The following is a 23,960-nucleotide window of genomic DNA, read 5'->3' on the forward strand; positions in this document are numbered from 1 at the left end:
GTGGGCCCGGGCGGCGCAGCGACGAAGCAATGTACCCCATCGAAGCGGAAAAGTTCGCGCCGCCACGCCTGCGCAAAAAACCTCGCGCAAAGAAAAAGGCCCTTCGCGAACGAAGGGCCTTTCCGATCTTGCGCAGCGCTGAGGCTTACTGCTGGCCGGCGCTGGCGGCCGAGGCCGGAGCGGCAGCGGTGCCCGACGAGGCCGGAGCCTCCGAGGCGCCCGCGTCCAGCGACGGCGGCTGCAGGTTGGCTTCCTGCTCCGGGGTCTTCTCCGGGGCGTCGCCGGTCAGCGGCAGGTAGATGGCGAACTGCGCGTAGCTGGTGACCTGGTCGCCCTGCTTCACTTCCGGCTTGACCAGGATGTCGTACGGGCGGTTGACCACTTCGTCGAACTTGTAGCCGTGGGTCTGCGAGTAGGCCTTCAGCATGTCGCGGGTCTGCGGCACGCCGGCGGCGGTACCGTTCCAGATGCCCTTGAGCGCCGGGCCGCCGAAGGCGAGCACGCCGCGCACGTCGTTGTCGACGATCAGGCGGCCGAAGCGGTCGGTGTTGCCGGGGGTGTTGTCGCTGGCCGGCGCGGCAGCGGTGCCGCTGCTGGCGGGAGCGGTGAGGTCCGGCGCCTTGGCGGCGGCCAGCTCGTGGCTCTGGCCATTGACCGTCAGGCTGGTGGCGCTGATCGGCAGGCCCACGTCGAAGGTGTAGGTCTGGTCGCCGTAGTTGGTGGTGAAGATGACGCGCGGACCGGTCACGGTCACGCCCAGCTTCTTGGCGGCGGCCTGCAGCTGGGCCTCGGCCTTGTCGGTCGCTTCGTTCAGCGCCTCGAGGCCGCCCTTGCGCTCGATCGAGCTGGACACCAGCAGCATCGGCGTGGGCTGGGTCTGCTCGATGTAGGGAACCAGCTTGCCGTAGTCGATGTTCTGCACCGAGGCCAGCACGTTCTGCAGGTCGTTCAGGCTGAACTGGATGAAGGCATCCGGGTCGCCGTGGATGTACAGGTTCGAGTAGCGGTCGATCAGGTTGAAGCCGTAGGCCACGTCATACGACCAGGTGATCTTGGTCAGCTGGCCGCGGCTGCCCTGGCGATCCAGGTCCAGCGTGAAGTGCTTGTCCTGGCCGCGCCAGTCGTTGTCCAGGTTCCAGACGATCTTGGCGGACTTGGCGGTCGAGTCGATCTTGTCGAACGACGGCTCGGCGGTGGCAACGGTCAGCTTGCCCTTGCCCACCTTGTCGTCGTTGCTGCTCCAGCTCAGCTCCGCGCCCGGGCCATAGGCCTTGCCGGAGAAGGTGAACTGGGTATTGCGGTCGTATTTGCGCTGCACCGTGAAATCGGGGTAGCGGCGGAAATTGGCGAGCACGTCGTACACCTGACGCATGTCCTTGCCGACCACCAGCGACCTCTCCACATGGCCACTGCCAGGCATGATCACGCCCACCACGACGCCGACCACGACGACGATGACTAGGGCAACAATGAATTCAAGAACACGCATCATTCCAGGGCTCTCCGAACATCTCTCTTGGCGGCACGAGTGCGTCGCCGGAGACCGGTCCGGCACGGATGCGCTTCCTTATGAAAAACCCGAAGGAATCGCATTCGTGACAGGGGTCGGCCAGCGCCGAAGCCACCGATGGTACCGGTTCATGGCCTGGAACGCTATCCGCCCCGGAGGGCGCCCCGAAAGGCCCCGGAACAGGCCTTCCGGAGCCTGCGCGGGGCCTTAGACGATGCCCAGTTCCAGCGCCTTGAGCACGGCGCGGGTACGGTCGCGCACGCCGAGCTTGGAGAGGATGTTGGACACGTGGTTCTTCACCGTGCCCTCCGCCACCTTCAGGGAGTTGGCGATCTCCTTGTTGCTGTAGCCGCCGGACAGCAGGCGCAGGATTTCGGTCTCGCGCTCGGTCAGCGGATCCGGCTGCTCGAGGCTGGTGAACTGGTTCTGCATGCGGCCGACGCCGGCCAGCAGGCGCTGGGTGACCATCGGCGCCACCAGCGAGCCGCCGGCGGCGACGGTGCGCACCGCTTCCACCAGCTGTTCGAGCGACACATCTTTAAGCAGATACCCGCGGGCGCCGGCCTTCAGGCCCTGCAGCACCAGCTGGTCGTCGTCGAAGGTGGTGAGGATGATGGTCGGCGGCAGTTCGTTGCGGGCGGACAGCGCCTGCAGCACTTCCAGGCCGCTCATGTTCGGCATGCGCAGGTCCAGCAGCACCACGTCGGGCTTGATGCGGGGGATGTCCTGCACGGCCTGGGCGCCGTCGGCGCATTCGGCCACGACGCGGATGTCCTCAGCCAGATCCAGCAGCGAGCGAACGCCCTGGCGCACCAGGTTCTGGTCGTCGACAAGACACACGGAAATCATCGCGGTTCCTCGGAGCGATTGCGTTCCCCGGCGCCATCGCCGGGGACGACGGGATAGACAGCGGCGCGGCCTTCCAGGCCGGCCGCCCATTCTGGCATGGCTGAAGGCAGGCGGTGCGGACTCACGACACGCTCAGGGCGGGCGGCTCGAAGCGGGTCGGCGCATGCGCCAGGGCCGATTCCTCGCCCAGCGGCAGGCTGACGTTGAGGGCGAAGCCCTGGCCGGCGGCGGTGTCCACCTGGACCGTGCCGCCGAATTCCGCCAGCCGCTCGCGCATGCCCGACAGGCCGTTGCCGGGGCGGAACTGGTCGGCGCCGCGGCCGTCGTCGCGCGCACGCAGCTGCAGCACGCCGGCTTCGTCGTAGCAGAAGTCCAGCCACAGGTTGCGCGCGCCGGCATGGCGGGCGGTATTGGTGATGATTTCCTGCGCCACGCGCAGCAGCACCTGGGCGCGGCGCGGGTCTTCCACGCTGAAGCGCGGCGGCGTCTCCACGTGCACGTTCAGGCCCGGCACGCCTTCGACCAGGCTGCGCAGCGCCTGGGTCAGGTCGATGGCGTCGTCCTGGCGCAGCTCGCTGACCACCTCGCGCACGTCGCTCAGCAGGTGCTTGGCGGTGGCCTGGGCCTTGAGCACGTGCTCGGCCGCGGCGGGGTTGCTCAGGTGGCTGGCCACTTCCAGGTTCAAAGTGAGGGCCGTGAGGTGATGGCCTACCAGGTCGTGCAGGTCGCGCGCGATGCGCATGCGCTCGGCGATGCGGGTGGATTCGGCCAGCAGGGCGCGGGTGGCGCGCAGCTCGGAATTGAGCCGGCGCTGCATCTCGCGCTCCTCGGCCTGCTGGCTGGCGATGACCGAGGCGACGAAGCCCACCGCCGAGAAACCCGTATAGATGCAGGCCTGCAGCAGGGCCAGGGTCACGCTGTAGTTGAATTCCGGGAAGGTCGAGAACAGCACGGCCAGGCCCAGGCACTGCAGCAGGATCCACGCCACGCTGAGCCAGAACGGCAGCAGCCACGGCAGGATCACCGAGGACACCACCATCAGGATCGCCGACAGGCCGCTGTGGCTGTACCAGCCCACGGCCAGGGCCGAGGCGGTGATCAGGGTCAGGCCGACCAGGCGCGCCCCCAGGTTGCGGCGCGAGCCCAGGTTGCTGGTCAGCAGCAGGTACAGCACGCCGAACAGCAGATAGAAGAGCGACCACAGCAGCAGGGCGAAATTGGGCTGGTGCAGCCGGTCCATGCGCTCGACCGCCCACTGGATGATCAGCGGCGTGCCGGAGCAGACATAGGCGAACAGGCCGGTCAGGCGCAGCAGCCGGATATGGTTGAAGTTGGACCATCGCATGCGAAGCATCATAGGCCGGAGGTCCGGTGGTGCAATGCGCGAGAAGTCACTGGCCCATCCCTGCCAGAAGCCATGGCCTGCCAGAAGCAATGGCAGGCAGGCCCGCGGCCACCGCACTGTGCGCTTTACAAAGGTTTTACATGGTGCGCCGTGATATGTGCGCCCCCTGCCCCCGTGCCATAATGCGCCCCGATACGTGGGGCCGTCAGCCGGTCTGTCCCGAGCAATCTCTTTGGCAACATCTATTGCGGAGCAACGAATGGCCCTTGCCATCCGCGACGTGCGCGAGCACGACCTGGATGCCGTGCTGGCGCTCAACAACGCCGCCGGGCGCACCATCCTCGCCCTGGACGCCGGGCACCTGCGTTACTTCTACGACCACGCCGATTATTTCCGCGTGGCCGAAATCGACGGCCACATCGCCGGTTTCCTGATCGCCCTGCGCGAGGGCGGCGGGTACGACAGCACCAATTACCTGTGGTTCGGCGAGCGCTACGCGCAGTTCGTCTATATCGACCGCATCGTCATCGCCAATGCCTACCGCCGCCACGGCCTGGGCCGCATCTTCTATTGCGACGTCACCAGCTACGCCGAGGTGCGCGCGCCGCTGCTCACCTGCGAGGTGTTCCTGGAGCCGCGCGACGACAAGGTGCTGCTGTTCCACGGCACCTACGGCTTCCAGGAGGTCGGCCAGCAGCGCATGGGCGAGGAAGGTCCGCAGGTCAGCCTGCTGGCCAAGGAACTGCCCAGCTACCCCTATGTGCGCGAGACCTACCTGGAGCGCGGCGGCCTGCCCGACGTGAGCTGGCTGGCCGAGCGTCCCCGCCCCACCCATAACAATGACAAGCGCCGCCTCGCTGGAGAGCGGCGCCCGTGAATGCCCGCATGGATACCACCGATGTCTGCGACCTGCGCTTCGGCCAGGTCGGTATTGCCAGCGTGCGCGTGCGCCGTGCCGACGCCGCCGCGCTGTTCGAGGAACTGGAGCGCCGCGTGCGCGCCGCGCCGCAGCTGTTTTCCCGCGCCGCGGTGATCCTGGACCTCAGCCACCTGCTCAACCTGCCCGACGACGGCATCGTCGACGCCCTGCTCGAAGCGGTGCGCAGCGCCGGCATGCTGCCGGTGGGCCTGGCCTACGGCACCAGCGAGACCGAGGCGCTGTCGCGCCGCATGGGCCTGCCGCTGCTGGCCAAGTTCCGCGCCGCCTACGAACCCGCCGACGGCGGCAGCATCGCCCCGCCGGCCGCCGCGCCGGCGCCGGCAGCGCCCGCCGCCGCTCCGGCTCCCGCGCCAGCACCCGCCCCCGCCGCGCGCGAGGCGGAACCGGCGCCCGCCGGGCCCGGCGGCCAGTACCACGACGGCACCGTGCGCTCGGGCCAGCAGGTCTATGCGCGCGACCGCGACCTGATCGTCACCGGCGGCGTGGCCAACGGCGCCGAGGTGATCGCCGACGGCAGCATCCATATCTACGGCGGCCTGCGCGGCCGCGCCATGGCAGGCGCCCAGGGCGATGCCAAGGCGCGCATCTACGTGTCCGATTTCCGCGCGGAGCTGGTGGCCATCGCCGGCCACTACCGCGTCTTTGAACAGTTGCCGAAGGACCTCGAAGGCCAGGCTGTGCAATGCTGGCTCGACGGTGAAAAACTGCTGATCGCGAAACTTTGACGCGGCATCGCCCGCCTGCAACGATCGCGACATTACTAATCGCAACACCATTACAAAAAACAAATTCTGGGAGATGAACCCTTGACCGCAGAGATCATCGTAGTCACCTCGGGCAAAGGTGGCGTGGGCAAGACCACGACCAGCGCCTCGCTCGCCACCGGCCTGGCCATCCAGGGCAAGAAGGTCGCCGTGATCGACTTCGACGTCGGCCTGCGCAACCTCGACCTGATCATGGGCTGCGAGCGCCGCGTGGTGTACGACTTCGTCAACGTCGTGCACGGCGAGGCCACGCTCAAGCAGGCCCTGATCAAGGACAAGCGCTACGAAACCCTCTACGTGCTGGCCGCCAGCCAGACCCGCGACAAGGACGCGCTCACCCAGGAGGGCGTCGAGAAGGTGCTGCAGGGCCTGTCCGAGGAAGGCTTCGACTACGTCGTGTGCGACTCGCCCGCCGGCATCGAGAAGGGCGCGCACCTGGCCATGTATTTCGCCGACCACGCGGTGGTGGTGGTCAATCCGGAAGTCTCCTCGGTGCGCGATTCCGACCGCATCCTGGGCCTGCTGTCCAGCAAGACCCGCCGCGCCGAGAAGGGCGAGGACGCGATCAAGCAGCACCTGCTGCTGACCCGCTACAACCCCGCGCGCGTGGCGGTGGGCGAAATGCTCAGCGTCAAGGACGTGGAGGACATCCTCGGCATCTCGGTGGTCGGCGTCATTCCGGAATCGGAAAACGTGCTGGCTGCGTCCAACTCGGGCGTGCCGGTGATTCTCGACGAGACCTCGCATGCCGGCCAGGCCTATACCGACACCGTGGCCCGCCTGCTGGGCGAAGAGCGCCCGCTGCGCTTCCTCGAAGTGCAGAAGAAGGGCTTCTTCCAGCGCGTATTCGGAGGTTGAACGCGATGGGTATTCTTGATTTCCTCAAGCGCAGGCCGGAGCCGTCCGCCGTGGTGGCCAAGGAGCGCCTGCGCATCATCGTGGCGCAGGAGCGCTCCACCCGCGGAGCGCCCGACTACTTGCCGCTGCTGCGCAACGAGCTGCTCGAAGTGATCAAGAAATATGTCCACGTGGACATCGAAGCGATCAACATCAACGTCGAGCGCGACAGCGGGCACGAGGTGCTGGAACTCTCCGTCGCCCTGCCCGAGAACGACAAGCCCGGCTCGACCGCTCCGGTCGCCGGCTGATGCACCGCCGGCGGGCCAGCGCGCCCGCCGGCGTCTTTTCCTCATCGACTTCCGCGCCGGGCGCCCGCCCCTAGCGCAGCGACGCATGCCAGACACCCCCGCCCCGCCCCACGTGCTGCGCCTGGCCGATATCCAGGAAGAACGCGCGCGCGCCCTGCTCGCCCGCTACGGCCTGAGCCTGCAGCGCGTGCCCGACGAGCAGCCGATTCCCGGCAGCTTCTGGGGCGACGAAGAGGCCGGCATCATCGGCACCATGGTCTACGCACGCGGCGACACGCCAGTGCATTCGCTGCTGCACGAGGCCGGCCACCTGATCGTGCTGCCGCCGGAGCGGCGCGCGCAGGTGCACACCGACGCCACCGATTCGATCGCCGAAGAAGACGCCACCTGCTATCTGCAGATCGTGCTGGCCGACGAACTGCCCGGCGTCGGCCGCGCGCGCCTGATGGCGGACATGGACGCCTGGGGCTACAGCTTCCGCCTGGGTTCCACCGCGGCGTGGTTCGCCGAGGATGCCGAGAACGCGCGGCAATGGCTGGTCGAGCATGCGCTGCTCGATGCGCAGGGACACCCGACCTTCGACACGGTGTAGGTTGGGGTGAGCCGCAGGCGAACCCCAACATCGCCACCTTCAAATGCATCGCATCGTTGGGGTTCGCCTGCGGCTCACCCCAACCTACGCCGTTTCGCCTACTGCTTCGCGCGTCTCTACCGCGCGCCGATACCACCGCCACGACACCCAGCCGAGCACCGTCAGCCCCGACGCGCCCAGCGCCAGATAAAGCATGTGGCCGGCCAGCAGCGGCGACAGCACACCGGCCACCACGCTGCACAACAGCAGGCTGGCGAAAGCCTGCACCGAGGACGCACCGCCGCGGTGATGCGGAAAGCGGTCGAGCAGCAGCAGGGTCAGCGTCGGGAACGCCAGCTGCACGCCGATGCCATGCAGGATCAGCGGCAGCATCGACCACGGCAGCACCGGCTCGGGCGACACCAGCGCCAGCAGCAGATGCAGCGCACACGCCGCCAGCATCGAGAGGTACCCCAGGTTCACCGTATAGACCTGGCTGCGCCGCACCGCGAGCCGGCCGGACAGCCACGCACCGGTCATCAGTCCCGCCACCACCGGCAGGAACAGCCAGGGAAAGCCCTGCGCCGACAGGTGCAGCAGGTCGCGCACGATGCGCGGCGCCGAGGCGATGTAGAGGAACAACCCGGCGAAGTTCACCGAGCACGACACCAGCAGCGGCCGGAACGGCCGGTCGCGCCCGAAGCCGGCATAGCCGGCCAGCAGCTCGCGCGGCGCGAAACGCGTGCGCGCCTGTGGCGGATGGCTTTCGCGCAACAGCAGCACCAGGGCCGCGGCCAGCACCGCGGTGAAACCCATCAGCACCCAGAAGATGCCGTGCCAGCTGCCGAAATAAAGAATCTGCGCGCCCACCATCGGCGCGACCACCGGCGCGATGCTGAAGATCATCATCACCCGCGACATCAGCTGCTGCGCCGCCGCGCCTTCGTAGCAGTCGCGCACGATCGCGCGCCCCACCACCAGGCCGGCGCCCGCGCACATGCCTTGCAGGCCGCGGCAAGCCAGCAGCATCGGAAACGACGTGGCCAGCGCCGCGCCCGCCGAAGCCAGCGCGTACACCGCGATGCCGGCCACCAGCACCGGCTTGCGGCCCACCGCGTCCGACAGCGCGCCGTGGAACAGGCTCATCGCCGCGTAGGTGAGCAGATACACGCTGATCAGCTGCTGCAGCTGCGCGTTGTCCACGCCGAACTGCGCCCCGATCAGCGGGAACGCGGGGAACACCGCATCGATGGAAAACGGGCCGATCATCGACAGGCCCGCGAGCAGCACCGGCAGGCTGCGCTGCACGGCGCGGGGAGTGGCATTCATGGCGTGCAACGGGAGGGGGATGCGAGGCTTGCGAGTATAGGGGCGCGCCATCCGGGCCGCATGGTCCACTCGTCAGCTCGGGGTTGGCGCCATGCCGACACCTTCGGCTAGCATGCCCAACCCAAGGGAGATGGCATGCCTCCCGTTCCGTGCCGATACGGACGAACCGCGCCGCCGCCCGCTGCATTCGCTTCGGACCCGGCGCTGATGATGCCTGCACACCGGCCCGCGCCGGGGCGCAGGCGCGTGCCTGGTTCCAGAGGGGTGGGCCTGATCCCTTTAGGAGACTTGGCAAGTGAGCTATTCCGGATTCCTGGTCGTTGGCGTCGGCGGCGCATTGGGCTGCTGGTTGCGCTGGGTGCTGGGCGTGCTGTTGAACCCTCTGTTTCCCACCGTGCCGCTGGGCACGCTCGCCGCCAACCTGGTCGGCGGCCTGCTGATGGGCTGCGTGCTGGGCGTGTTCGACCACTACCAGACCCTGCCGCCGGAGCTGCGCCTGTTCGTCGCCACCGGCTTCCTCGGCGGCCTGACCACCTTCTCCACGTTCTCGGCCGAGGCGACCACCCTGCTGCTGCGCCAGCAATATCTGTGGTTCGCCGGCCACGTCGCTTTCCACCTGGCGGGTTCGATCGCGATGACCGTCGCCGGGATCGCCCTTACCCGCCTGCTGCTGCGCGCCTGAGGAGAGGCCGGCCACGCCCGCGTCGACATGATCTATGCATCGCTGGCGGCAGGCTTCGAGTGCTCGGCAGACACTGATCGACATCCACACCATTCAGGGGCAAGCATGAGCCGGGATTCGCTGAAGCAACGCGCCGTCACCCTGCTGGAACACGCCGGCATCCATCTCGACGGCGGCGCTCCCACCGACCTGCGCGTGCACGACGATGGCCTCTACGCCCGCGTGTTCGCCCACGGCTCGCTCGGCCTGGGCGAGGCCTATATGGACGGCTGGTGGGATGCCGAAGACCTGCCCGGCATGTTCACCCGCCTGCTGCGCTCGCACGTGGACCAGGAACTGAAGACGCTGGACACGCTGCTGGCGCACCTCAAAGCCCGCTTCATCAACCTGCAGCGCGGCGAGCATGCCTACGAGATCGGCCGCGTCCACTACGACCTGGGCAACGACCTCTTCCAGGCCATGCTGGGCAAGCGGCTGGTGTATTCCTGCGGCTACTGGGCCGAGGCAGACAACCTCGACGACGCCCAGGCCGCCAAGCTCGACCTGGTCTGCCGCAAGCTGCGCCTGCAGCCGGGCCAGCGCGTATTGGACATCGGCTGCGGCTGGGGCGAGGCGCTGAAGTTCGCGGCCGAGCGCTACGGCGTGGCGGGCGTGGGCGTCACCGTCTCGCAGGAGCAGGCCGAGTTCGCGCGCGAGCTGTGCGCCGGGCTGCCGGTGGAGATCCGCCTGCAGGACTACCGCGAACTGGACGAGCCCTTCGACGCGGTGTTCTCGATCGGCATGTTCGAGCACGTCGGCGCGCTCAACTACCGCACCTATTTCGAAGTGGCGCGCCGCTGCCTCAAGACCGAAGGCCTGTTCGTGCTGCACTCGATCGGCAGCAACGGCGCGCCCTCGCGGCCGGACCCGTGGATCGAGAAATACATCTTTCCCAACTCGATGATCCCCTCCGCGCAGCAGGTGGCCGAGGCGCTGCAGGACCTGTTCGTGGTGGAGGACTGGCACAACTTCGGCGCCGACTACGCCCGCACCCTGGACGCCTGGCGCGCCAACTTCGACGCGGCCTGGCCGCGCCTGGCCGGCAACTACGACGACCGCTTCCGCCGCATGTGGCAGTTCTACCTGTCGGTGTCGGCGGCCGTGTTCCGCAGCCGGCGCGACCAGCTGTGGCAGCTCACGCTCAGTCCCGAGGGCGTGCCCGGCGGCTACCGCGTGCCGCGCTGAATCCCGCGGCTTGCCGCCGTGCAACGGGCGCGGGATAGTGCCGCATTCCAAGCGCCGTCGATGAGGGGAGTCGCGATGAAACGCCTGCTTGCCACCCTGGCCGCCCTGCTGTGCCTGTGCGCCGCGCACGCCGCCGACGAGCCCGCCCAACGCAACCCCGCCAGCTATTTCGACAACAGCGGCCGTGACGACGTGCTCAGCGGCGGCGTCAAGACCATCGTGATCGACACCCCGAAGGGCAAGTTCCGCGTGTGGACCAAGCGCGTGGGCAACAACCCGAAGCTGAAGCTGTTGCTGCTGCACGGCGGCCCCGGCGCCACCCACGAATACTTCGAAGCCTTCGACAGCTTCCTGCCCGCCGCCGGCGTCGAGTACTACTACTACGACCAGCTCGGCTCGGCCTACAGCGACCAGCCCAAGGACGACTCGCTGTGGACCACCGAGCGCTTCGTCGAGGAAGTGGAGCAGGTGCGCCAGGCGCTGCACCTGGATCAGGACAACTTCTGCCTGCTCGGTCATTCCTGGGGCGGCATCCTGGCCATGGAGTACGCGCTGAAATACCAGCAGCACCTGAAGTGCCTGGTGATTTCCAACATGGTGGATTCGATTCCCGCCTATAACGCGTACGCGAAAAAAGTGCTGGAGCCGGCGATGGATCCCAAGCTGCTGGCCGAGGCCAAGCAGCTCGAAGCCAGCGGCCGCACCGCCGACCCGCGCTACATGCAGATCCTCACCCCCATGCATTACGAGCAGCACGTGCTGCGCATGCCCGAGGCGCAATGGCCGGACCCGGTGCAGCGCGCCTTCGCGCATCTGAACGAGCGCGTCTACACGCTGATGCAGGGCCCCAGCGAGCTGGGCGCCAGCGGCCGCCTGGAGCACTGGGACCGCAGCAAGGACCTGCACCGGATCCGCGTGCCCACCCTGGTGATCGGCGCGCAGTACGACACCATGGACCCCGCCTACATGGCCGCGATGGCGAAGAAGCTGCCGCAGGGCCGTTTCCTGCTGTGCCCCAAGGGCAGCCATATGGCGATGTACGATGACCAGCGCACCTACTTCGACGGCCTTACCCGCTTCCTGCACGACGTCGAAGCCGGCCAGGCCGCGCACTGACACCCGCCCGCCGTCCCACCTGGAGTTGCCGTTGAAGCCGTTCCGCCGTATCCGCGTCCTGTTCGCGCTGTGCCTGCTGCTCGCCGCTCCCGCCTTCGCCAACCCCGGCCTGTGGGTGGCGAAGAAGGACCAGGCCACCGTCTACCTGTTCGGCACCGTGCACCTGCTGCCGTCCGATGCCAACTGGTCGTCGAGGCAGCTGGACCAGGCCCTGGACGCCAGCAGCCGGCTGGTGATCGAACTGACCGACGACAACCCCGCCAACATGCAGGCGCTGGTGATGAAGTACGGCCTCGACCCCGCGCATCCGCTGTCCAGCAAGCTGTCCGAACGCGACCGCCGCCGCCTGGAACGCGCCGCCGAAGAGGCCCAGCTCCCCGGTGGCGCCGCCACCCTCCAGGCCATGCGCCCCTGGCTCGCCGCCGTCTCCCTGGCCGTCGGCCCGCTGGTCCGCGCCGGCATGGACCCCGCCCAGGGCGTCGACAAGACCCTGCGCGCCCTGATGGAAAAAGCCAACAAACCCGTCGAAGGCCTGGAAACCGCCGAGCAGCAGCTGCGCATGCTCGCCGACATGCCCGAACCCCTCCAGCTCTCCTTCCTCCGCCAAAGCCTCGACGAAGTAGCCCAAGGCCCCGCCCGCCTCCGCGACCTGATCGACGCCTGGCGCCGCGGCGACACCGACGAAATCGCCCGCATCGAAGACGAAGACCTGCGCAAAGGCTCCCCCGAGCTGTACGACCGCATGCTGGTGAAGCGCAACGAGGCCTGGGCAAAAAACATCGCGGAACGGATGAAGCAGCCCGGCGTGACGTTTGTTGCCGTAGGCGCAGGCCACCTCGCCGGCCCCGACAGCCTGCAGAAGCAGCTGGAGAAGCTGGGGATCGAAGTGCAGCGGCAGTAACCCACCGCCTCGCCACGTTGGGGTTCGCCTGCGGCTCACCCAACCTACGCCACGGCAAGATTTAACGTTGCGCCCCGCCCGCCCCCTCACCCTGCCCTCTCCCCGGAGGGGAGAGGGAGAAGTGGGGTGGTGTCGCATACAGGAACGAAGAGCAAAAGCTGGCCTCGATTCTTGAACATCCTCTCGGCAACGGCACGTTGAAGCAGCCGTTACGTAAACGCACTGTGGTTTCGTGTAGACCCAGGTTAATCAGGTTACCGCAGCCTCTCACTGCTCCTTCTAGTCGCGTCGCGAGCAGTGGCTCTTAGGCCATTCTCTCTTTGGTTACTTTCTCTTTGGGCCAGCAAAGAGAAAGTGACCCGGGCGCCGGCAGGCGTCCGGAATGCCCGCTGCATAAGCGGCCCATTCGCGTCACCGCGAAAACCAGACGATACCGCCACTGGATCCCGGCCTACGCCGGGATGACGAGTAGGGAGGCCTCCGCCAGGATGACCAACATGGAAATGACGCCAAACGCCCAATCTGGCACCATCCCGAGCCTACCCGCGCGCCCCGCGCGCCACCTCGCCCCCCCATAACTAAATGAACCTGCAAGCCAACTTCGAACAAATCCCACTCAAGGAATACGCCGAGCGCGCCTACCTCGACTACTCCATGTACGTGGTCCTGGACCGCGCCCTCCCCTTCGTCGGCGACGGCCTGAAGCCAGTCCAGCGCCGCATCGTCTACGCGATGAGCGAACTCGGCCTCTCGGCCACCTCCAAGCCGAAGAAATCCGCGCGCACCATCGGCGACGTCATCGGCAAATTCCATCCGCACGGCGACAGCTCCTGCTACGAAGCCATGGTGCTGATGGCGCAGCCGTTCTCGTACCGCTATCCGCTGGTCGACGGCCAGGGCAACTTCGGCTCGCCCGACGACCCGAAGAGCTTCGCGGCGATGCGCTACACCGAATCCAAGCTCAGCCCCATCGCCGAGGCGCTGCTGGGCGAGCTGGGCCAGGGCACGGTGGACTGGGTGGCCAACTTCGACGGCACCCTGGAAGAACCCAGCTGGCTGCCGGCGCGCGTGCCGCACGTGCTGCTCAACGGCTCGATGGGCATCGCCGTGGGCATGGCCACCGACATCCCGCCGCACAACCTGCGCGAAGTGGTCAGCGCCTGCATCCGCCTGCTCGACGATCCGGACGCCACGGTGGCCGACCTGTGCGAGCACATCCAGGGTCCGGACTATCCGACCGAAGCGGAGATCATCACCCCGCGCAACGAACTGCTCGCGATCTACCAGAGCGGCACCGGCTCGCTGCGCGCGCGTGCCGTGTACCAGCGCGAAGACAGCAACATCGTGATCACCGCGCTGCCGCACCAGGTCAGCCCTTCGAAGGTGCTGGAGCAGATCGCCGCGCAGATGCGCGCGAAGAAGCTGCCGATGATCGAGGACCTGCGCGACGAGTCCGACCACGAGAACCCGATCCGCCTGGTGGTGGTGCCGCGCTCCAACCGCATCGATCCGGACGAGGTGATGCAGCACCTGTTCGCCACCACCGATCTGGAAAAGAGCTACCGCGTCAATCTCAACATGATCGGCCTGGACGGCCGTCCGCAGGTGAAGGACCTCAAGCGCATCCTCACCGAGTGGCTGAGCTTCCGCACCGCCACCGTGACGCGCCGCCTGGAGCACCGCCTGGCCAAGGTGGAGCGCCGCCTGCATCTGTTGGAAGGCCTGCGCATCGCCTACCTCAACCTGGACGAGGTGATCCGCATCGTCCGCACCGAAGACGAGCCCAAGCCGGTGCTGATGGCCCGCTTCAAGCTCAGCGAAGAACAGACCGACTACATCCTCGAAACGAAGCTGCGCCAGCTGGCCCGCCTCGAGGAAATGAAGATCAATGCCGAGCGCGACCAGCTGGAAGAAGAACGCGCCCGCATCAACGTGCTGCTGAAGTCGCCGGCCAAGCTCAAAGGCCTGATCAAGGAAGAACTGCGCACCGACGCCGCCAAGTTCGGCGACGAGCGCCGCTCGCCGCTGGTCAGGCGCGAAGCCGCGCAGGCGCTGGACGAAAGCGCCCTGGTGGCGAGCGAGCCGGTCACCGTGGTGCTCAGCCAGAAGGGCTGGATCCGCGCCGGCAAGGGCCACGACGTGGACGCCGAGGGCCTCTCCTACCGCGAGGGCGACAGCCTGCTCGCCGCGGTGAAGGCGCGCACCACGCAGCAGATCGCGGTGATCGACTCCACCGGCCGCAGCTATTCCACGGCGGCGCACACGCTGCCTTCCGCGCGCGGCAACGGCGAGCCGCTGACCGGCCGCTTCAGCCCGCCGGCCGGCGCCAGCTTCGACGCGCTGTGCGCGGGCGACAACGACACGCGCCTGATCCTGGCCACCGACTTCGGCTACGGCTTCGTCACCCGCTTCGAGGCGCTCACCGGCCGCAACAAGGCCGGCAAGCAGATGCTCACCCTGGGCGACGGCGCGCGCGTGCTGCCGCCGCAGGTCAGTCCCGATCCTTCGCGCGACCGCCTGGTGGTGGTCACCACCGAAGGCCATCTGCTGATGTTCTCGGTGGCCGAGCTGCCGGAGCTGGACAAGGGCAAGGGCAACAAGCTGATCGAGATTCCCAAGAGCAAGCTCAGCTCGGGCGACGAGCGCGTCGCCGGCGTGGCGGTGGTGACCGAAGGCAAGGGCGAGGTCACGCTGTATGCCGGCCAGCGCAAGCTCACCCTGCGCTGGTCCGACCTGGTGGAGTTCGGCGGCAACCGCGCCAGCCGCGGCGGCGTGCTGCCGCGCGGCCTGCGCCGCGTGGAGCGGATCGAAACCACGGGCTGATCCATCGCGCCGCCCCGGTGCGCCGGGGCGGCGGTCTGCCGGAGGCTGCACATGCACGGCGAATACAAGATGCCCGGCGGCAAGCTGGTGGTGGTGGATCTGGACGTCCACGCCGGGCGCCTGTGCCGCGTGCAGGTCAGCGGCGATTTCTTCCTGGAGCCGGACCGCGCGCTGCGCGACATCAACGCCGCGCTGGAAGGCCGCAGCGCCAGCGCCGACGAAGCCACCCTGGCCTTCGCCATCCAGAGCGCGCTGAGCGCCGACGTGCTGATGTACGGCATCTCGCCCGAGGCCATCGCCGTGGCGGTGCGCCGCGCCCTGCACGAGGGCGCGCAGGCATGAGCCGCAGCGAGTGGAGCGCGCACGGCTGGGAGCTGATCCACCAGGACCCGCAGCCCCCTGCGCTGCACATGGCGCTGGACCAGGTGCTGACCGACGAAGTCGCCGCCGGCCGCCGCGCGCCGACCCTGCGCATATGGGAATGGGCGTCGCCCGCGGTGGTGATCGGCCGCTTCCAGTCGCTGCGCAACGAAGTGGACCTGGACGGCGCGCGCCGCCACGGCATCGAAGTGGTGCGGCGGATCAGCGGCGGCGGCGCGATGTTCATCGAGCCGGGCAACACCATCACCTATTCCATCTATGCGCCGCTGGGCCTGGTCGAAGGCCTGTCGTTCCAGGAGTCGTACGCGCTGATGGATGCGTGGGTGATCGCGGCGCTGCGCGAACTGGGCATCGAAGCCTGGTACCTGCCGCTCAACGACATCGCCTCCGCCGCCGGCAAGATCGGCGGCGCCGCGCAGATGCGCCATGCCGGCGCGGTGCTGCACCACGTGACCATGGCCTACGACATCGACGCGGCCAAGATGCTGGACGTGCTGCGCATCGGCCGCGAGAAACTTTCGGACAAGGGCACCGCCAGCGCCGCCAAGCGCGTCGACCCGCTGCGCAGCCAGACCGGCCTGCCGCGCGAGGCGGTGATCCAGCGGATGATCGACACGTTCCGGCGTTTGCACGGCCTGCGCGACGGGGCGCTGACGCCGGACGAGCTGGCTCGCGCGCGCGAACTGGCGGCGAACAAGTTCCACAAGCATGAGTGGACCGCCGAAGTGCCGTAACCCGCTCTTCCCCCTCTCCCCTCCGGGGAGAGGGCCGGGGTGAGGGGCCGGGCGGAGACGTGAGCTGAGGGTCTTCTCAAGCTCAACAGCTTTTCTTCGCTTCCGTATCAACGGGATCGCAAGATTGGCCCCTCATCTACCTGCCGGCATCTTCTCTCCCACAGGGACTACCTTCGGGTCGCCCGGAAGGGAGAAGAATTTCGAACTGGAACTTCGCCGCATGTCCGGCCATCCAACCCCGTTGTGCACGCTTCTCCCGCCCCAACCGTTATCGGCAGCGCCCCCGGAGCCACCCCATGAACACCAAGCTCATCCCCATCGCGCTCGCCACCGCCCTGCTCGTCGCCGCCGCCCAGGCGCAGACCGCCGGCAGCCTCAACCTCAAGCTCCCGCCGGGCAGCGTCCCGGCCAGCGCCAGCACGGCCGCCGCGCCGGCCCGGCCCGGCGATGCCCCGCCGGCGATGGACCCGGTCAACACCCGCCCCAGCGCCAACGCCAATCGTCCCGCCCCCGGCGTCTACTACGGCGACACCAGCGGCCGCACCGCCGCCCAGGACGAGGCCGAAGCCGAGGCCAGCCGCCCGCACTGCGACGACGCCACCTACAACCAGCCCCAGGTGCACGGCAGCGTGGGCATGGGCGTGGTCACCGGCAATCACTGGGGCTCCGGCACCTACAACAGCGGCGCGGTGAACATCACCCAGCGCACCGGCGACTGCTCGCACCCCACCGGCAGCATCGGCCTGTCGATCGGCGTCAGCCGCTTCAACGGGCGCTGAGGCGCACGATCCGGCGGCGCTAAGTCCTGGATCCGCAAGCAGGTCGAAAGTTTTTAGAAAGAGCCCCCGGCCAGACTGGCACGGTCAGTCTCAGCCTTTCTCGCGAAATCATGCGCCCAGCCGTTACGCTTCAAACCTCTCCCAGCCTGGGCTCCCAGCCGTGATCCAGAACGTCGAATTCCGCTTCGAAGGCGGGCGCGCCGGCGTCATGCTGATCCACGGCCTCACCGGCACCCCGGCCGAAATGCGCCTGGTCGGCAAGGGCCTGAACCGCGCCGGCTTCGACGTCTACGGCATGCAGCTGGCCGGGCACTGCGGCGACGCCGATGACCTGCTCGCCACCAGCTGGCACGACTGGTACGAGAGCGTAAAGACCGCCGCCGAGCGCTACGCCAGCCAGCTCGATCACCTGTTCGTGGCCGGCCTGTCGATGGGCGCCGTGCTGGCGCTCAAGCTCGCCGCCGACCGCCCCGACCTGGTCAAGGGCGTGGGCGTGTACGGCGCCACCTTCCGCTACGACGGCTGGGCCACGCCGTGGTACGGCAAGTTTTCCTTCCTGCTGCCGCTGGTGACCCGCCTGGGCATCGGCCGCAAGTGGATGGTGCAGGAGGAAGAACCCTACGGCCTGCGCGACGAGCGCATCCGCGCCCAGATCAGCTCGCTGATGCTCGGCGGCGACAGCGCCGCGGCCGGCCTGCCCGGCAACCCGTGGCCGTCGCTGGCCGAGATGTACAAGATGGCCGCGGTGGTGAAGCGCGACCTGCCCAAGGTCACCGCGCCCTGCCTGATCGCGCACGCCACCGAGGACGACATCGCCAGCGTCGGGAATGCGCACCTGGTCGAGCGCGGGGTGTCCGGTCCGGTGGAGATGCTGCTGCTGGAAGACAGCTATCACATGATCACCATCGACCGCGAACGGCGCCTGCTGATCGACCGCTCCGCCGATTTCTTCGGCCGCATCGCCGACCCGGCTGCCGCAGCCGCCGCGCGCGCCGCGGCCTGAGCGCGCCGATGAGCCCGCTCGCCGTCACGCTGTGGCTGCTCAACGTCACCCTGGACACGGTGGGCCAGCTGTCCTTCAAGGCCGCCGCCGGCGACCCCAACGCGGGCGACGGCCTGGCGCGCTGGCGCTACATGGCCGCGCGGCCGTGGATCTGGATCGGCATCGGCTCCTACGTGGCCGAGTTCCTGGTGTGGATCGCCTTCCTCTCGCTGGTCGATCTGTCCGAGGGCGTGCTGCTCGGTTCCATCAACATCGTGGTGATCATGATCGCCGGACGCATCCTGTTCCGCGAGAAGCTCACCCCGCTGCGCGTCACCGGCATCCTGCTGGTCACCGCCGGCGTCTGCATCGTGGGGATCGCCGGTGGAGGCTGAGCGCATGGCATCGACGCCGCAGCGCCTGGGGCGCTTCTATTTCTTCGGCTTCCTGATCCTGGTGGCGTTCGACACCGTGGTGCAACTGGCCTTCAAGTACGCCGGCAACCACGCGTTTCCGCCCGAGGCCAACTGGGCCTGGATCGTGCGCGTGTTCGGCCATCCGTGGATCTACCTGGCGGTGGTCGGCTACGTCGGCAACTTCTTCACCTGGATGACCCTGCTCAAGCACGCGCCGATCGGCCCGGCCTTCGCGGTGACCCATCTGGAAGTGGTCAGCGTGATGCTGTTTTCGATCTGGCTGTTCAACGAGCCGCTGACCTGGGCGCGCGCGATCGGCGCGCTGGTGATCGTGGCCGGCATCGTCTGCCTCGCCTTGGCCGAGAGCGGCGCGCATCCCGAAGGCGATGCGCCCACCGAGGCCAAGGGCGCGCTCGGCGTTGCCGCCGGAGACTGAGCCGCATGCGCCGCGAGCTGCCGCCCACTGCCGGCCTGCCGCTGCGCCTGCCGGACCTGCTGCCGCGCCGCGCACGCTTCGCCGCGCAGCTGGCCGGCTGGCTCGGCGTGGCGCAGCCGCAACTCGAATGCTCCGGCACCGCCGCCATGGTGGTGGCCTTGCATGCCATGCACCGCCTGCGCCCGCAGCGCGACGAAGTGGTGGTGCCGGCCTGGACTTGCCCGCTGGTCGCGCTGGCCATCCATCGCGCGGGGCTGAAACTCAAGCTGTGCGATCTCGCCCCCGGCAGCATCGACATGGACGCCGCGCAGCTGCGCGCGCTGTGCGGCCCGCGCACCCTGGCCATCGTGCCGACCCACCTGGCCGGCCGCGTGGTCGACGTGCCGGCCGCCATGGCGATCGCGCGCGGCTGCGGCGCCTATGTGCTGGAAGACGCCGCGCAGGCGCTGGGCGCCCGCAGCGGCGGCGCCAGCGTGGGCCTGCAGGGCGACGCGGGCTTCTTCAGCCTGGCGGTGGGCAAGGGACTCACGCTGTACGAAGGCGGCGTGCTGATCGCGCGCGATGCGGTACTGCGCGAGGCCTTCATGGCGAGCCGCCGCGAGGTGATCCGTTCCAGCCTGCGCTGGAGCCTGCAGCGCGCGGCGGAACTGCTTGGCTATGCGGTCGCCTATCGCCCCTCGCTGCTCTACGCGGTGTACGGCAAGCCGCTGCGCGAGGCGCTGGCCGAAGGCGATCCCGTGGCCGCGGTGGGCGACGATTTCGGCCCCGATATTCCGCTGCATCCGCTCGGCCGCTGGCGCCAGGGCGTGGGCACCGCCGCATTCGCCCGCCTGCCCGCCTTTCTCGATTTCACGCGCAAGCAGGCGCTGTCGCGTCTGGACGCCTTGCGCGCGCTGCCCGGCGTCACCGTGTTCGACGATGCACCGGGCACGCAGGGCGCATGGCCCTTCCTGCTGCTCACCCTGCCCACCGCCGCCGCGCGCGACGCCGCGCTCGGCACGTTGTGGACCGCGGGCCTGGGCGTCAGCCGCCTGTTCATCCACGCTCTGCCCGACTACGGCTACCTGCGCGACATCGTGCCGGCCACCGAGCTGCCCAACGCGCGCGACTTCGCCGCGCGCTCGCTCACCATCGGCAACAGCCCGTGGCTGCGCGGCGACGAGTTCGCGCGCATCGTCGACACGCTGCGGCGCACGCTGCGCGGCTGAAGGCAAAACAAAACCCCGCTTGCACAAGCGGGGTTTTGCGTGGCGCAACGGACACCAGGCTTACTGGCAGGACGGGAACTTGAACGACGCCAGCCGCGTGCTCCAGTTGAACGAGCCGGTCGTCTTCAGATACTCGTTGGTGTACCAGAACGTGCAGTCGTCCACCGGGTCCACCGTCATCGCGCTGTAGTCGCCCCAGCGCGACAAGTTATTGCCGCTCTGCGAACCGGTGCCCTCGACGATGCTCGCCTCGGCCTGCATGGTGTTGAGCGCATCGGTGGCCAGGCGGCCGGTGTAGCGGATGGCCGGATGGATGGTGCTGCTCGACGCGCTGTAGCCGAGCGCCATATTGCCCTGCTTGTCCATCGCCACCGAACCGAGCCAGCGATAGGTGGTATCCGGCGAATAGGTCGATTGCTGGTACACCACCGGGGTACCGCCGGGACTGCGGACTTCATACCAGCGCACGCCGGTATACGGGTTCTGCTTGCTGGTGCCGACCTTCACCGAATGGCTGACCACCAGCGATTCGTGGTCGGCGAAACGGCGGTAAGCCAGGCGGAACATCAGGCGATCCGCCAGCGAGTCCAGCTTCTGCTTCGTACCCGACTGCGGAATGCAGGTGCCGCCGCTGCACGCCGCCGAGAACGTGGCGACCGGGATGGCGGTCGGCCCGCTCAGCGTGCTGTTGGCGCTGTTGCTCCAGTCGACGTGGAACTTCCACAGATTGAGTTTGTTGGTGCCGAAGTTCATCAGGTAATTCGGCGCGCCCGCCGGCGGCGCGGTGGCGCCGTCCAGGTCCGCCGGCAGCACGCTGCCGTAGCTGCTGGAAAGCTGGAAGCACTGCTGCGTCGCGGCCTGTCCGCTCAGCATCGCGTTGCGGTCGTAGGCGCATAGCCTGGCGCCGGAGAAGCTGTTGCCGCTGAACATGTTGAAGGTGATGTAGTAGGCGTCCGGCCATACGCCCAGCTTCGGATAATCGGGAAACACGCTGCCGTAGTTGAACGCGTAGCGGTAATACGCACCGGTGGCATCGCTGGTGGCCGAAACCGCCACGCACTGGTAGTACGGCGCCGCGGTCACGGCGAACTGCGTGATGATCCAGCGGCCGGCGGCCTTGTCGTACACCACCACGCCGTCGCCGTCGTTGTCGGTCTCGCAGGGGCCGCCGAAGCCGGACCACAAGGTGTTGGTCTGCACCGGCCCGTACACCACCTGCTTGCTCGCCTTGTCGAACACCGCGAAGCCGGTGTTCACCAGTTGCACGTACTGGGTGGCGCCCACCGCGCCGTTGGTATCCGGCGGCGCGCTGTCCACCGTGAAGCTGCCCTGCGGCCCGCTGAAGCCCTGGCCCACGCCGTCCACGCCGCTGCCGGCCGTCGGCGCGGCGCCGGTGGCGCTGCCCTGCACGGCGCCGTCGGGCGGCGAGCCGGGGCCGTCGATCCACGGCAAGGGACGCGCCGCGTGCTCGCGCGGGCTCTTGGAAAAGTCATCGGGGCGCGGCATCACCCCGCGCAGCGAATGCAGCGTGTCGTGCTGCGCGGCCGGCGTCACTTCTACGGCAGAGGAATCCTGGGCATGCGCGCCTGCCATGCACGACGCGCCCACGGCGATACACAACGCGGCGCCCGCGGCGCCGGTCTGCTTGAGGAACATGATGGTCTCCCTGGTCTAGGTTCAACGAACGATCGATCGCCCTCTCTCGAGACCGGTTCGCGCCATCCCCCTGCGGCCGTGAAGCTCGACGCTGCCGGCAACGCTTTGCCATGGCTGCCGTGAGGCGCAGAGCGCCTGTACCCACGGACGGCCAGCTGGCCGTCTTGGTAACCCAATTTGCTTAGCGGATCCTTACGACGACGCCCGCACCGAATGCATAGGCCAATGCGCCGGCGGGTGACCAAATGGGGCGCAAAAGACCTTTTTGGTCGGGCCGCTTTAAATAACCGCAAAAAGCATAGACCGAAAGATATAGAGACGCCCGATCGATTAACGAAAATCAATGCCGTTATCTCGTGGAAAATCGGCCGGAAGGCGATTTTTCGTGTTTTCGTCCGCCCGGCTTGCGCCTGACTTTCCCCGGCACGCCCGATGCATATGATTTCCCCGCCATCCAGGGTGATAACCGGCTGTTACACCTGATGGCCTAGGGCCGCGATTATAGGAAAACGGCCGTGCGGCAAATTGACATTGGATATTCCCGATACCTACGCTCCACTTGCCATTCCCAGCACTGCCGGCGGATTTTCGCATTAAGGCCGCGCCGCGGAATGACCAAGTGAACTCATGGGGGAGCTTTCACATGGTCGCGCCCATCTCGCCATTCACCGCCACGCCGCCCGGCACGCCCGCGCGGTGCCGTGCGGCGCAGGGCTTCACCCTGATCGAGCTGATGGTGGTGGTGGCGGTGATCGCCATCCTCGCGGCGCTGGCCATCCCCAGTTATTACCGCTACATGCTGCGCGCCAACCGCGCGGCGGCCGAGGCCGTCATGCTCGACATGTCCAGCGCGCAGGAGCGCTACATGATCGACAGCCGCCAGTACACCACCAGCAATGCGCTGCTCGGCTACGGCGCGCTGCCGGATACGGTCTCGCCGAACTACACCATCGCGGTGGCCACCAGTTCCGGCCCGCCGCCGAGCTACACCATCACCGCCACCCCGATCGGCAACCAGACCCGCGACAGCGGCTGCGGCACGCTCAAGCTCGGCAGCAACGGCAGCAAGACCGCCTCGGGCACCTCCACCACCTGCTGGAAGCGATAGCCATGCGCCGCGCATACGCCAGGGGTTTCACCGCCGTGGAGCTGATGGTCACCGTCTCGGTGCTACTGGTGCTGACCGTGCTCGCCGTGCCGCAGATGGCGCCGTTCCTGCAGCGCCAGCGGCTGAAGAACGCCACCATGGACCTGGCCTCCACCGTGGTGCTGGCGCGCAGCGAGGCGATCAAGCGCAACGGCACCGTCTACGTGGTGGCCAACGGCACGGACTGGAGCAAGGGCTGGACGGTGAGCACCGCCAGCGCCGTCACCCCGGCCAGCACCATCCGCGCGCAAGGCACGCTGGACGGCATGCGCATCAACGAAGGCGGCGGCAACACCTCGTTCAATTTCGGCGGCGACGGGCGCATGTCCGGCACCGGCATGTCGTTCACGCTCAACCCCACCGTCACCTCGCAGGGGCAGCAGCCGCTGTGCGTAGCGGTGGGCGCCACCGGGCGCGTGCAGACCACCAAGGGAGCCTGCTCATGAAACGCCAGCGCGGCATTCTGCTGATCGAGGTGCTGGTGTCGATGCTGATCGCATCGGTCGCCCTGCTGGGCACGGTGATGATGATGGCGCGCTCCACCCGCAACGAGATGGAGTCCTACCAGCGCGTGCAGGCCCTGACCCTGGTGCAGGACATGGTCTCGCGCCTCAACGCGAACCGGCAGGTGGCGGCCTGCTATTCCAACGGCGCCACCGGCCTGGCCACCGGCTCCGGCTACGCCGCGCCGCCCACCTGCGCCACCGGCACGCCCTCGCCCACCGCGCTGCAGGCGGCCACCGCCAATGCCGACCTCGCTGCCTGGCGCAATGCGCTGCTCGGCGCGGGCGAAAACTCCGGCGGCAACAAGGTCGGCGCGATGCTCGGCGCGATCGGCTGCGTCGAGCGTATCGACGCCACCAACAACGTCTACCGCATCACCGTGGTGTGGCAGGGCCTGATGCCCACCGCGGCGCCGGGCGTGACCTGCGGGCAGAACAAATTCGGCGACGACAGCCTGCGCCGCGCCGTCAGCGTGCAAGTCCGCATCGCCAGCCTCTCGTGACCGCCGCCATGCG

Annotated in this window: 25 protein-coding genes and 1 riboswitch; of the genes, 20 read left to right on the plus strand and 5 right to left on the minus strand. The window is 68.1% G+C overall.

Going from position 1 to position 23,960, the window contains the following annotated elements; translation table 11 throughout:
* Nucleotides 1-145: 145 nt before the first annotated feature.
* The 3 genes from FHW84_RS20165 to FHW84_RS20175 form a co-directional block, all read right to left on the minus strand.
* Nucleotides 146-1,492, minus strand: coding sequence for a polyketide cyclase (locus FHW84_RS20165; protein ID WP_167257782.1), 1,347 nt, complete (start codon nucleotides 1,490-1,492; stop codon nucleotides 146-148).
* 225 nt (nucleotides 1,493-1,717) lie between these two features.
* Nucleotides 1,718-2,359, minus strand: coding sequence for a response regulator transcription factor (locus FHW84_RS20170; RefSeq protein ID WP_026635939.1), 642 nt, complete (start codon nucleotides 2,357-2,359; stop codon nucleotides 1,718-1,720).
* A 121-nt stretch (nucleotides 2,360-2,480) separates the two neighbouring features.
* Nucleotides 2,481-3,704: a sensor histidine kinase gene (locus tag FHW84_RS20175; protein ID WP_167257783.1), complete on the minus strand. Its 1,224-nt coding sequence runs from the start codon at nucleotides 3,702-3,704 to the stop codon at nucleotides 2,481-2,483.
* Nucleotides 3,705-3,963: 259 nt separating this feature from the next.
* On the opposite strand from FHW84_RS20175, the gene FHW84_RS20180 reads away from it, so the two are divergent.
* The 5 genes from FHW84_RS20180 (at nucleotide 3,964) to FHW84_RS20200 (ending at nucleotide 7,148) form a co-directional block, all read left to right on the plus strand.
* Nucleotides 3,964-4,581, plus strand: coding sequence for a GNAT family N-acetyltransferase (locus FHW84_RS20180; protein ID WP_167257784.1), 618 nt, complete (start codon nucleotides 3,964-3,966; stop codon nucleotides 4,579-4,581).
* Nucleotides 4,578-5,369, plus strand: a complete 792-nt coding sequence (gene minC / locus FHW84_RS20185) for a septum site-determining protein MinC (RefSeq protein WP_167257785.1) — start codon at nucleotides 4,578-4,580, stop codon at nucleotides 5,367-5,369. The genes FHW84_RS20180 and minC overlap by 4 nt, the downstream gene beginning before the upstream one ends.
* 81 nt (nucleotides 5,370-5,450) lie before the next feature.
* Nucleotides 5,451-6,266 carry a septum site-determining protein MinD gene (minD, locus tag FHW84_RS20190; protein WP_167257786.1) on the plus strand — a complete coding sequence of 272 codons (816 nt, stop codon included), beginning with the start codon at nucleotides 5,451-5,453 and terminating at the stop codon, nucleotides 6,264-6,266.
* 5 nt (nucleotides 6,267-6,271) lie between these two features.
* Nucleotides 6,272-6,556 (plus strand): cell division topological specificity factor MinE, encoded by a 285-nt coding sequence (minE, locus tag FHW84_RS20195; protein WP_167257787.1) that lies wholly within the window; start codon nucleotides 6,272-6,274, stop codon nucleotides 6,554-6,556.
* Between the two features lie 85 nt (nucleotides 6,557-6,641).
* Nucleotides 6,642-7,148 (plus strand): hypothetical protein, encoded by a 507-nt coding sequence (locus tag FHW84_RS20200; RefSeq protein ID WP_167257788.1) that lies wholly within the window; start codon nucleotides 6,642-6,644, stop codon nucleotides 7,146-7,148.
* A gap of 84 nt (nucleotides 7,149-7,232) precedes the next feature.
* Here the strand turns inward: FHW84_RS20200 and FHW84_RS20205 are convergent, their stop codons facing one another.
* Nucleotides 7,233-8,456, minus strand: a complete 1,224-nt coding sequence (locus tag FHW84_RS20205; protein WP_167257789.1) for a multidrug effflux MFS transporter — start codon at nucleotides 8,454-8,456, stop codon at nucleotides 7,233-7,235.
* Between the two features lie 117 nt (nucleotides 8,457-8,573).
* Nucleotides 8,574-8,680, plus strand: a riboswitch (Fluoride riboswitch).
* A gap of 71 nt (nucleotides 8,681-8,751) precedes the next feature.
* On the opposite strand from FHW84_RS20205, the gene crcB reads away from it, so the two are divergent.
* The 12 genes from crcB (at nucleotide 8,752) to FHW84_RS20265 (ending at nucleotide 20,138) form a co-directional block, all read left to right on the plus strand.
* Entirely contained in the window at nucleotides 8,752-9,138 is a 387-nt protein-coding gene (crcB, locus tag FHW84_RS20210; protein WP_167257790.1) for a fluoride efflux transporter CrcB, read from the plus strand.
* A 105-nt stretch (nucleotides 9,139-9,243) separates the two neighbouring features.
* Complete coding sequence (gene cfa, locus FHW84_RS20215) at nucleotides 9,244-10,362, plus strand: cyclopropane fatty acyl phospholipid synthase (protein WP_167257791.1); 1,119 nt, start codon at nucleotides 9,244-9,246, stop codon at nucleotides 10,360-10,362.
* 75 nt (nucleotides 10,363-10,437) lie between these two features.
* The gene (locus FHW84_RS20220) at nucleotides 10,438-11,478 is read left to right on the plus strand and encodes a proline iminopeptidase-family hydrolase (protein ID WP_167257792.1); all 1,041 of its coding nucleotides are present in this window, start codon (nucleotides 10,438-10,440) and stop codon (nucleotides 11,476-11,478) included.
* A gap of 31 nt (nucleotides 11,479-11,509) precedes the next feature.
* Complete coding sequence (locus FHW84_RS20225) at nucleotides 11,510-12,379, plus strand: TraB/GumN family protein (protein WP_243868214.1); 870 nt, start codon at nucleotides 11,510-11,512, stop codon at nucleotides 12,377-12,379.
* A gap of 582 nt (nucleotides 12,380-12,961) precedes the next feature.
* Entirely contained in the window at nucleotides 12,962-15,202 is a 2,241-nt protein-coding gene (gene parC, locus FHW84_RS20230; protein WP_167257794.1) for a DNA topoisomerase IV subunit A, read from the plus strand.
* Between the two features lie 51 nt (nucleotides 15,203-15,253).
* Nucleotides 15,254-15,544, plus strand: a complete 291-nt coding sequence (locus FHW84_RS20235) for a biotin--protein ligase (protein ID WP_167257795.1) — start codon at nucleotides 15,254-15,256, stop codon at nucleotides 15,542-15,544.
* Nucleotides 15,541-16,317, plus strand: coding sequence for a biotin/lipoate A/B protein ligase family protein (locus FHW84_RS20240; protein WP_167257796.1), 777 nt, complete (start codon nucleotides 15,541-15,543; stop codon nucleotides 16,315-16,317). Before FHW84_RS20235 ends, FHW84_RS20240 begins: the two co-directional genes overlap by 4 nt.
* A 296-nt stretch (nucleotides 16,318-16,613) precedes the next feature.
* Nucleotides 16,614-17,096 carry a hypothetical protein gene (locus tag FHW84_RS20245; RefSeq protein WP_167257797.1) on the plus strand — a complete coding sequence of 161 codons (483 nt, stop codon included), beginning with the start codon at nucleotides 16,614-16,616 and terminating at the stop codon, nucleotides 17,094-17,096.
* Nucleotides 17,097-17,256: 160 nt separating this feature from the next.
* On the plus strand, nucleotides 17,257-18,099 hold the full coding sequence (locus FHW84_RS20250) for an alpha/beta fold hydrolase (RefSeq protein ID WP_167257798.1): 843 nt from the start codon (nucleotides 17,257-17,259) through the stop codon (nucleotides 18,097-18,099).
* Nucleotides 18,100-18,107: 8 nt separating this feature from the next.
* Complete coding sequence (locus tag FHW84_RS20255) at nucleotides 18,108-18,473, plus strand: EamA family transporter (RefSeq protein WP_167257799.1); 366 nt, start codon at nucleotides 18,108-18,110, stop codon at nucleotides 18,471-18,473.
* A 4-nt stretch (nucleotides 18,474-18,477) separates the two neighbouring features.
* Complete coding sequence (locus FHW84_RS20260; protein WP_208399892.1) at nucleotides 18,478-18,930, plus strand: EamA family transporter; 453 nt, start codon at nucleotides 18,478-18,480, stop codon at nucleotides 18,928-18,930.
* A complete protein-coding gene (locus FHW84_RS20265) occupies nucleotides 18,927-20,138 on the plus strand; it encodes a DegT/DnrJ/EryC1/StrS family aminotransferase (protein ID WP_167257947.1) in 1,212 nt (403 codons plus the stop codon). Before FHW84_RS20260 ends, FHW84_RS20265 begins: the two co-directional genes overlap by 4 nt.
* Before the next feature lie 60 nt (nucleotides 20,139-20,198).
* Here the strand turns inward: FHW84_RS20265 and FHW84_RS20270 are convergent, their stop codons facing one another.
* Nucleotides 20,199-21,794 carry a hypothetical protein gene (locus tag FHW84_RS20270; RefSeq protein ID WP_243868215.1) on the minus strand — a complete coding sequence of 532 codons (1,596 nt, stop codon included), beginning with the start codon at nucleotides 21,792-21,794 and terminating at the stop codon, nucleotides 20,199-20,201.
* A gap of 643 nt (nucleotides 21,795-22,437) precedes the next feature.
* Between FHW84_RS20270 and FHW84_RS20275 the strand changes: the two genes are divergently transcribed.
* Genes FHW84_RS20275 through pilV form a run of 3 tightly spaced genes read left to right on the plus strand, consistent with a single transcriptional unit; the run spans nucleotide 22,438 to nucleotide 23,947 of the window.
* A complete protein-coding gene (locus tag FHW84_RS20275) occupies nucleotides 22,438-22,902 on the plus strand; it encodes a type IV pilin protein (RefSeq protein WP_167257800.1) in 465 nt (154 codons plus the stop codon).
* A 2-nt stretch (nucleotides 22,903-22,904) separates the two neighbouring features.
* A complete protein-coding gene (locus FHW84_RS20280; protein ID WP_167257801.1) occupies nucleotides 22,905-23,387 on the plus strand; it encodes a GspH/FimT family protein in 483 nt (160 codons plus the stop codon).
* On the plus strand, nucleotides 23,384-23,947 hold the full coding sequence (gene pilV, locus FHW84_RS20285) for a type IV pilus modification protein PilV (RefSeq protein ID WP_167257802.1): 564 nt from the start codon (nucleotides 23,384-23,386) through the stop codon (nucleotides 23,945-23,947). Before FHW84_RS20280 ends, pilV begins: the two co-directional genes overlap by 4 nt.
* Nucleotides 23,948-23,960 lie beyond the last annotated feature (13 nt).

Origin of the sequence: Dyella sp. SG562 (assembly GCF_011759495.1) — a bacterium.
GTDB classification, from domain to species: domain Bacteria; phylum Pseudomonadota; class Gammaproteobacteria; order Xanthomonadales; family Rhodanobacteraceae; genus Dyella_D; species Dyella_D marensis.

Bases quoted from the DNA above. Each gene is read 5' to 3' on its own strand.
- FHW84_RS20175 (WP_167257783.1), bottom strand. From the start codon at position 3,704: ATGCGATGGTCCAACTTCAACCATATCCGGCTGCTGCGCCTGACCGGC.
- pilV (WP_167257802.1), top strand. From the start codon at position 23,384: ATGAAACGCCAGCGCGGCATTCTGCTGATCGAGGTGCTGGTGTCGATG.
- FHW84_RS20280 (WP_167257801.1), top strand. From the start codon at position 22,905: ATGCGCCGCGCATACGCCAGGGGTTTCACCGCCGTGGAGCTGATGGTC.
- FHW84_RS20270 (WP_243868215.1), bottom strand. From the start codon at position 21,794: ATGTTCCTCAAGCAGACCGGCGCCGCGGGCGCCGCGTTGTGTATCGCC.
- FHW84_RS20170 (WP_026635939.1), bottom strand. From the start codon at position 2,359: ATGATTTCCGTGTGTCTTGTCGACGACCAGAACCTGGTGCGCCAGGGC.
- FHW84_RS20220 (WP_167257792.1), top strand. From the start codon at position 10,438: ATGAAACGCCTGCTTGCCACCCTGGCCGCCCTGCTGTGCCTGTGCGCC.
- FHW84_RS20180 (WP_167257784.1), top strand. From the start codon at position 3,964: ATGGCCCTTGCCATCCGCGACGTGCGCGAGCACGACCTGGATGCCGTG.
- FHW84_RS20260 (WP_208399892.1), top strand. From the start codon at position 18,478: ATGGCATCGACGCCGCAGCGCCTGGGGCGCTTCTATTTCTTCGGCTTC.
- FHW84_RS20275 (WP_167257800.1), top strand. From the start codon at position 22,438: ATGGTCGCGCCCATCTCGCCATTCACCGCCACGCCGCCCGGCACGCCC.
- FHW84_RS20235 (WP_167257795.1), top strand. From the start codon at position 15,254: ATGCACGGCGAATACAAGATGCCCGGCGGCAAGCTGGTGGTGGTGGAT.
- FHW84_RS20240 (WP_167257796.1), top strand. From the start codon at position 15,541: ATGAGCCGCAGCGAGTGGAGCGCGCACGGCTGGGAGCTGATCCACCAG.
- cfa (WP_167257791.1), top strand. From the start codon at position 9,244: ATGAGCCGGGATTCGCTGAAGCAACGCGCCGTCACCCTGCTGGAACAC.
- FHW84_RS20165 (WP_167257782.1), bottom strand. From the start codon at position 1,492: ATGATGCGTGTTCTTGAATTCATTGTTGCCCTAGTCATCGTCGTCGTG.
- parC (WP_167257794.1), top strand. From the start codon at position 12,962: ATGAACCTGCAAGCCAACTTCGAACAAATCCCACTCAAGGAATACGCC.
- FHW84_RS20200 (WP_167257788.1), top strand. From the start codon at position 6,642: ATGCCAGACACCCCCGCCCCGCCCCACGTGCTGCGCCTGGCCGATATC.
- FHW84_RS20255 (WP_167257799.1), top strand. From the start codon at position 18,108: ATGAGCCCGCTCGCCGTCACGCTGTGGCTGCTCAACGTCACCCTGGAC.
- minE (WP_167257787.1), top strand. From the start codon at position 6,272: ATGGGTATTCTTGATTTCCTCAAGCGCAGGCCGGAGCCGTCCGCCGTG.
- FHW84_RS20245 (WP_167257797.1), top strand. From the start codon at position 16,614: ATGAACACCAAGCTCATCCCCATCGCGCTCGCCACCGCCCTGCTCGTC.
- FHW84_RS20205 (WP_167257789.1), bottom strand. From the start codon at position 8,456: ATGAATGCCACTCCCCGCGCCGTGCAGCGCAGCCTGCCGGTGCTGCTC.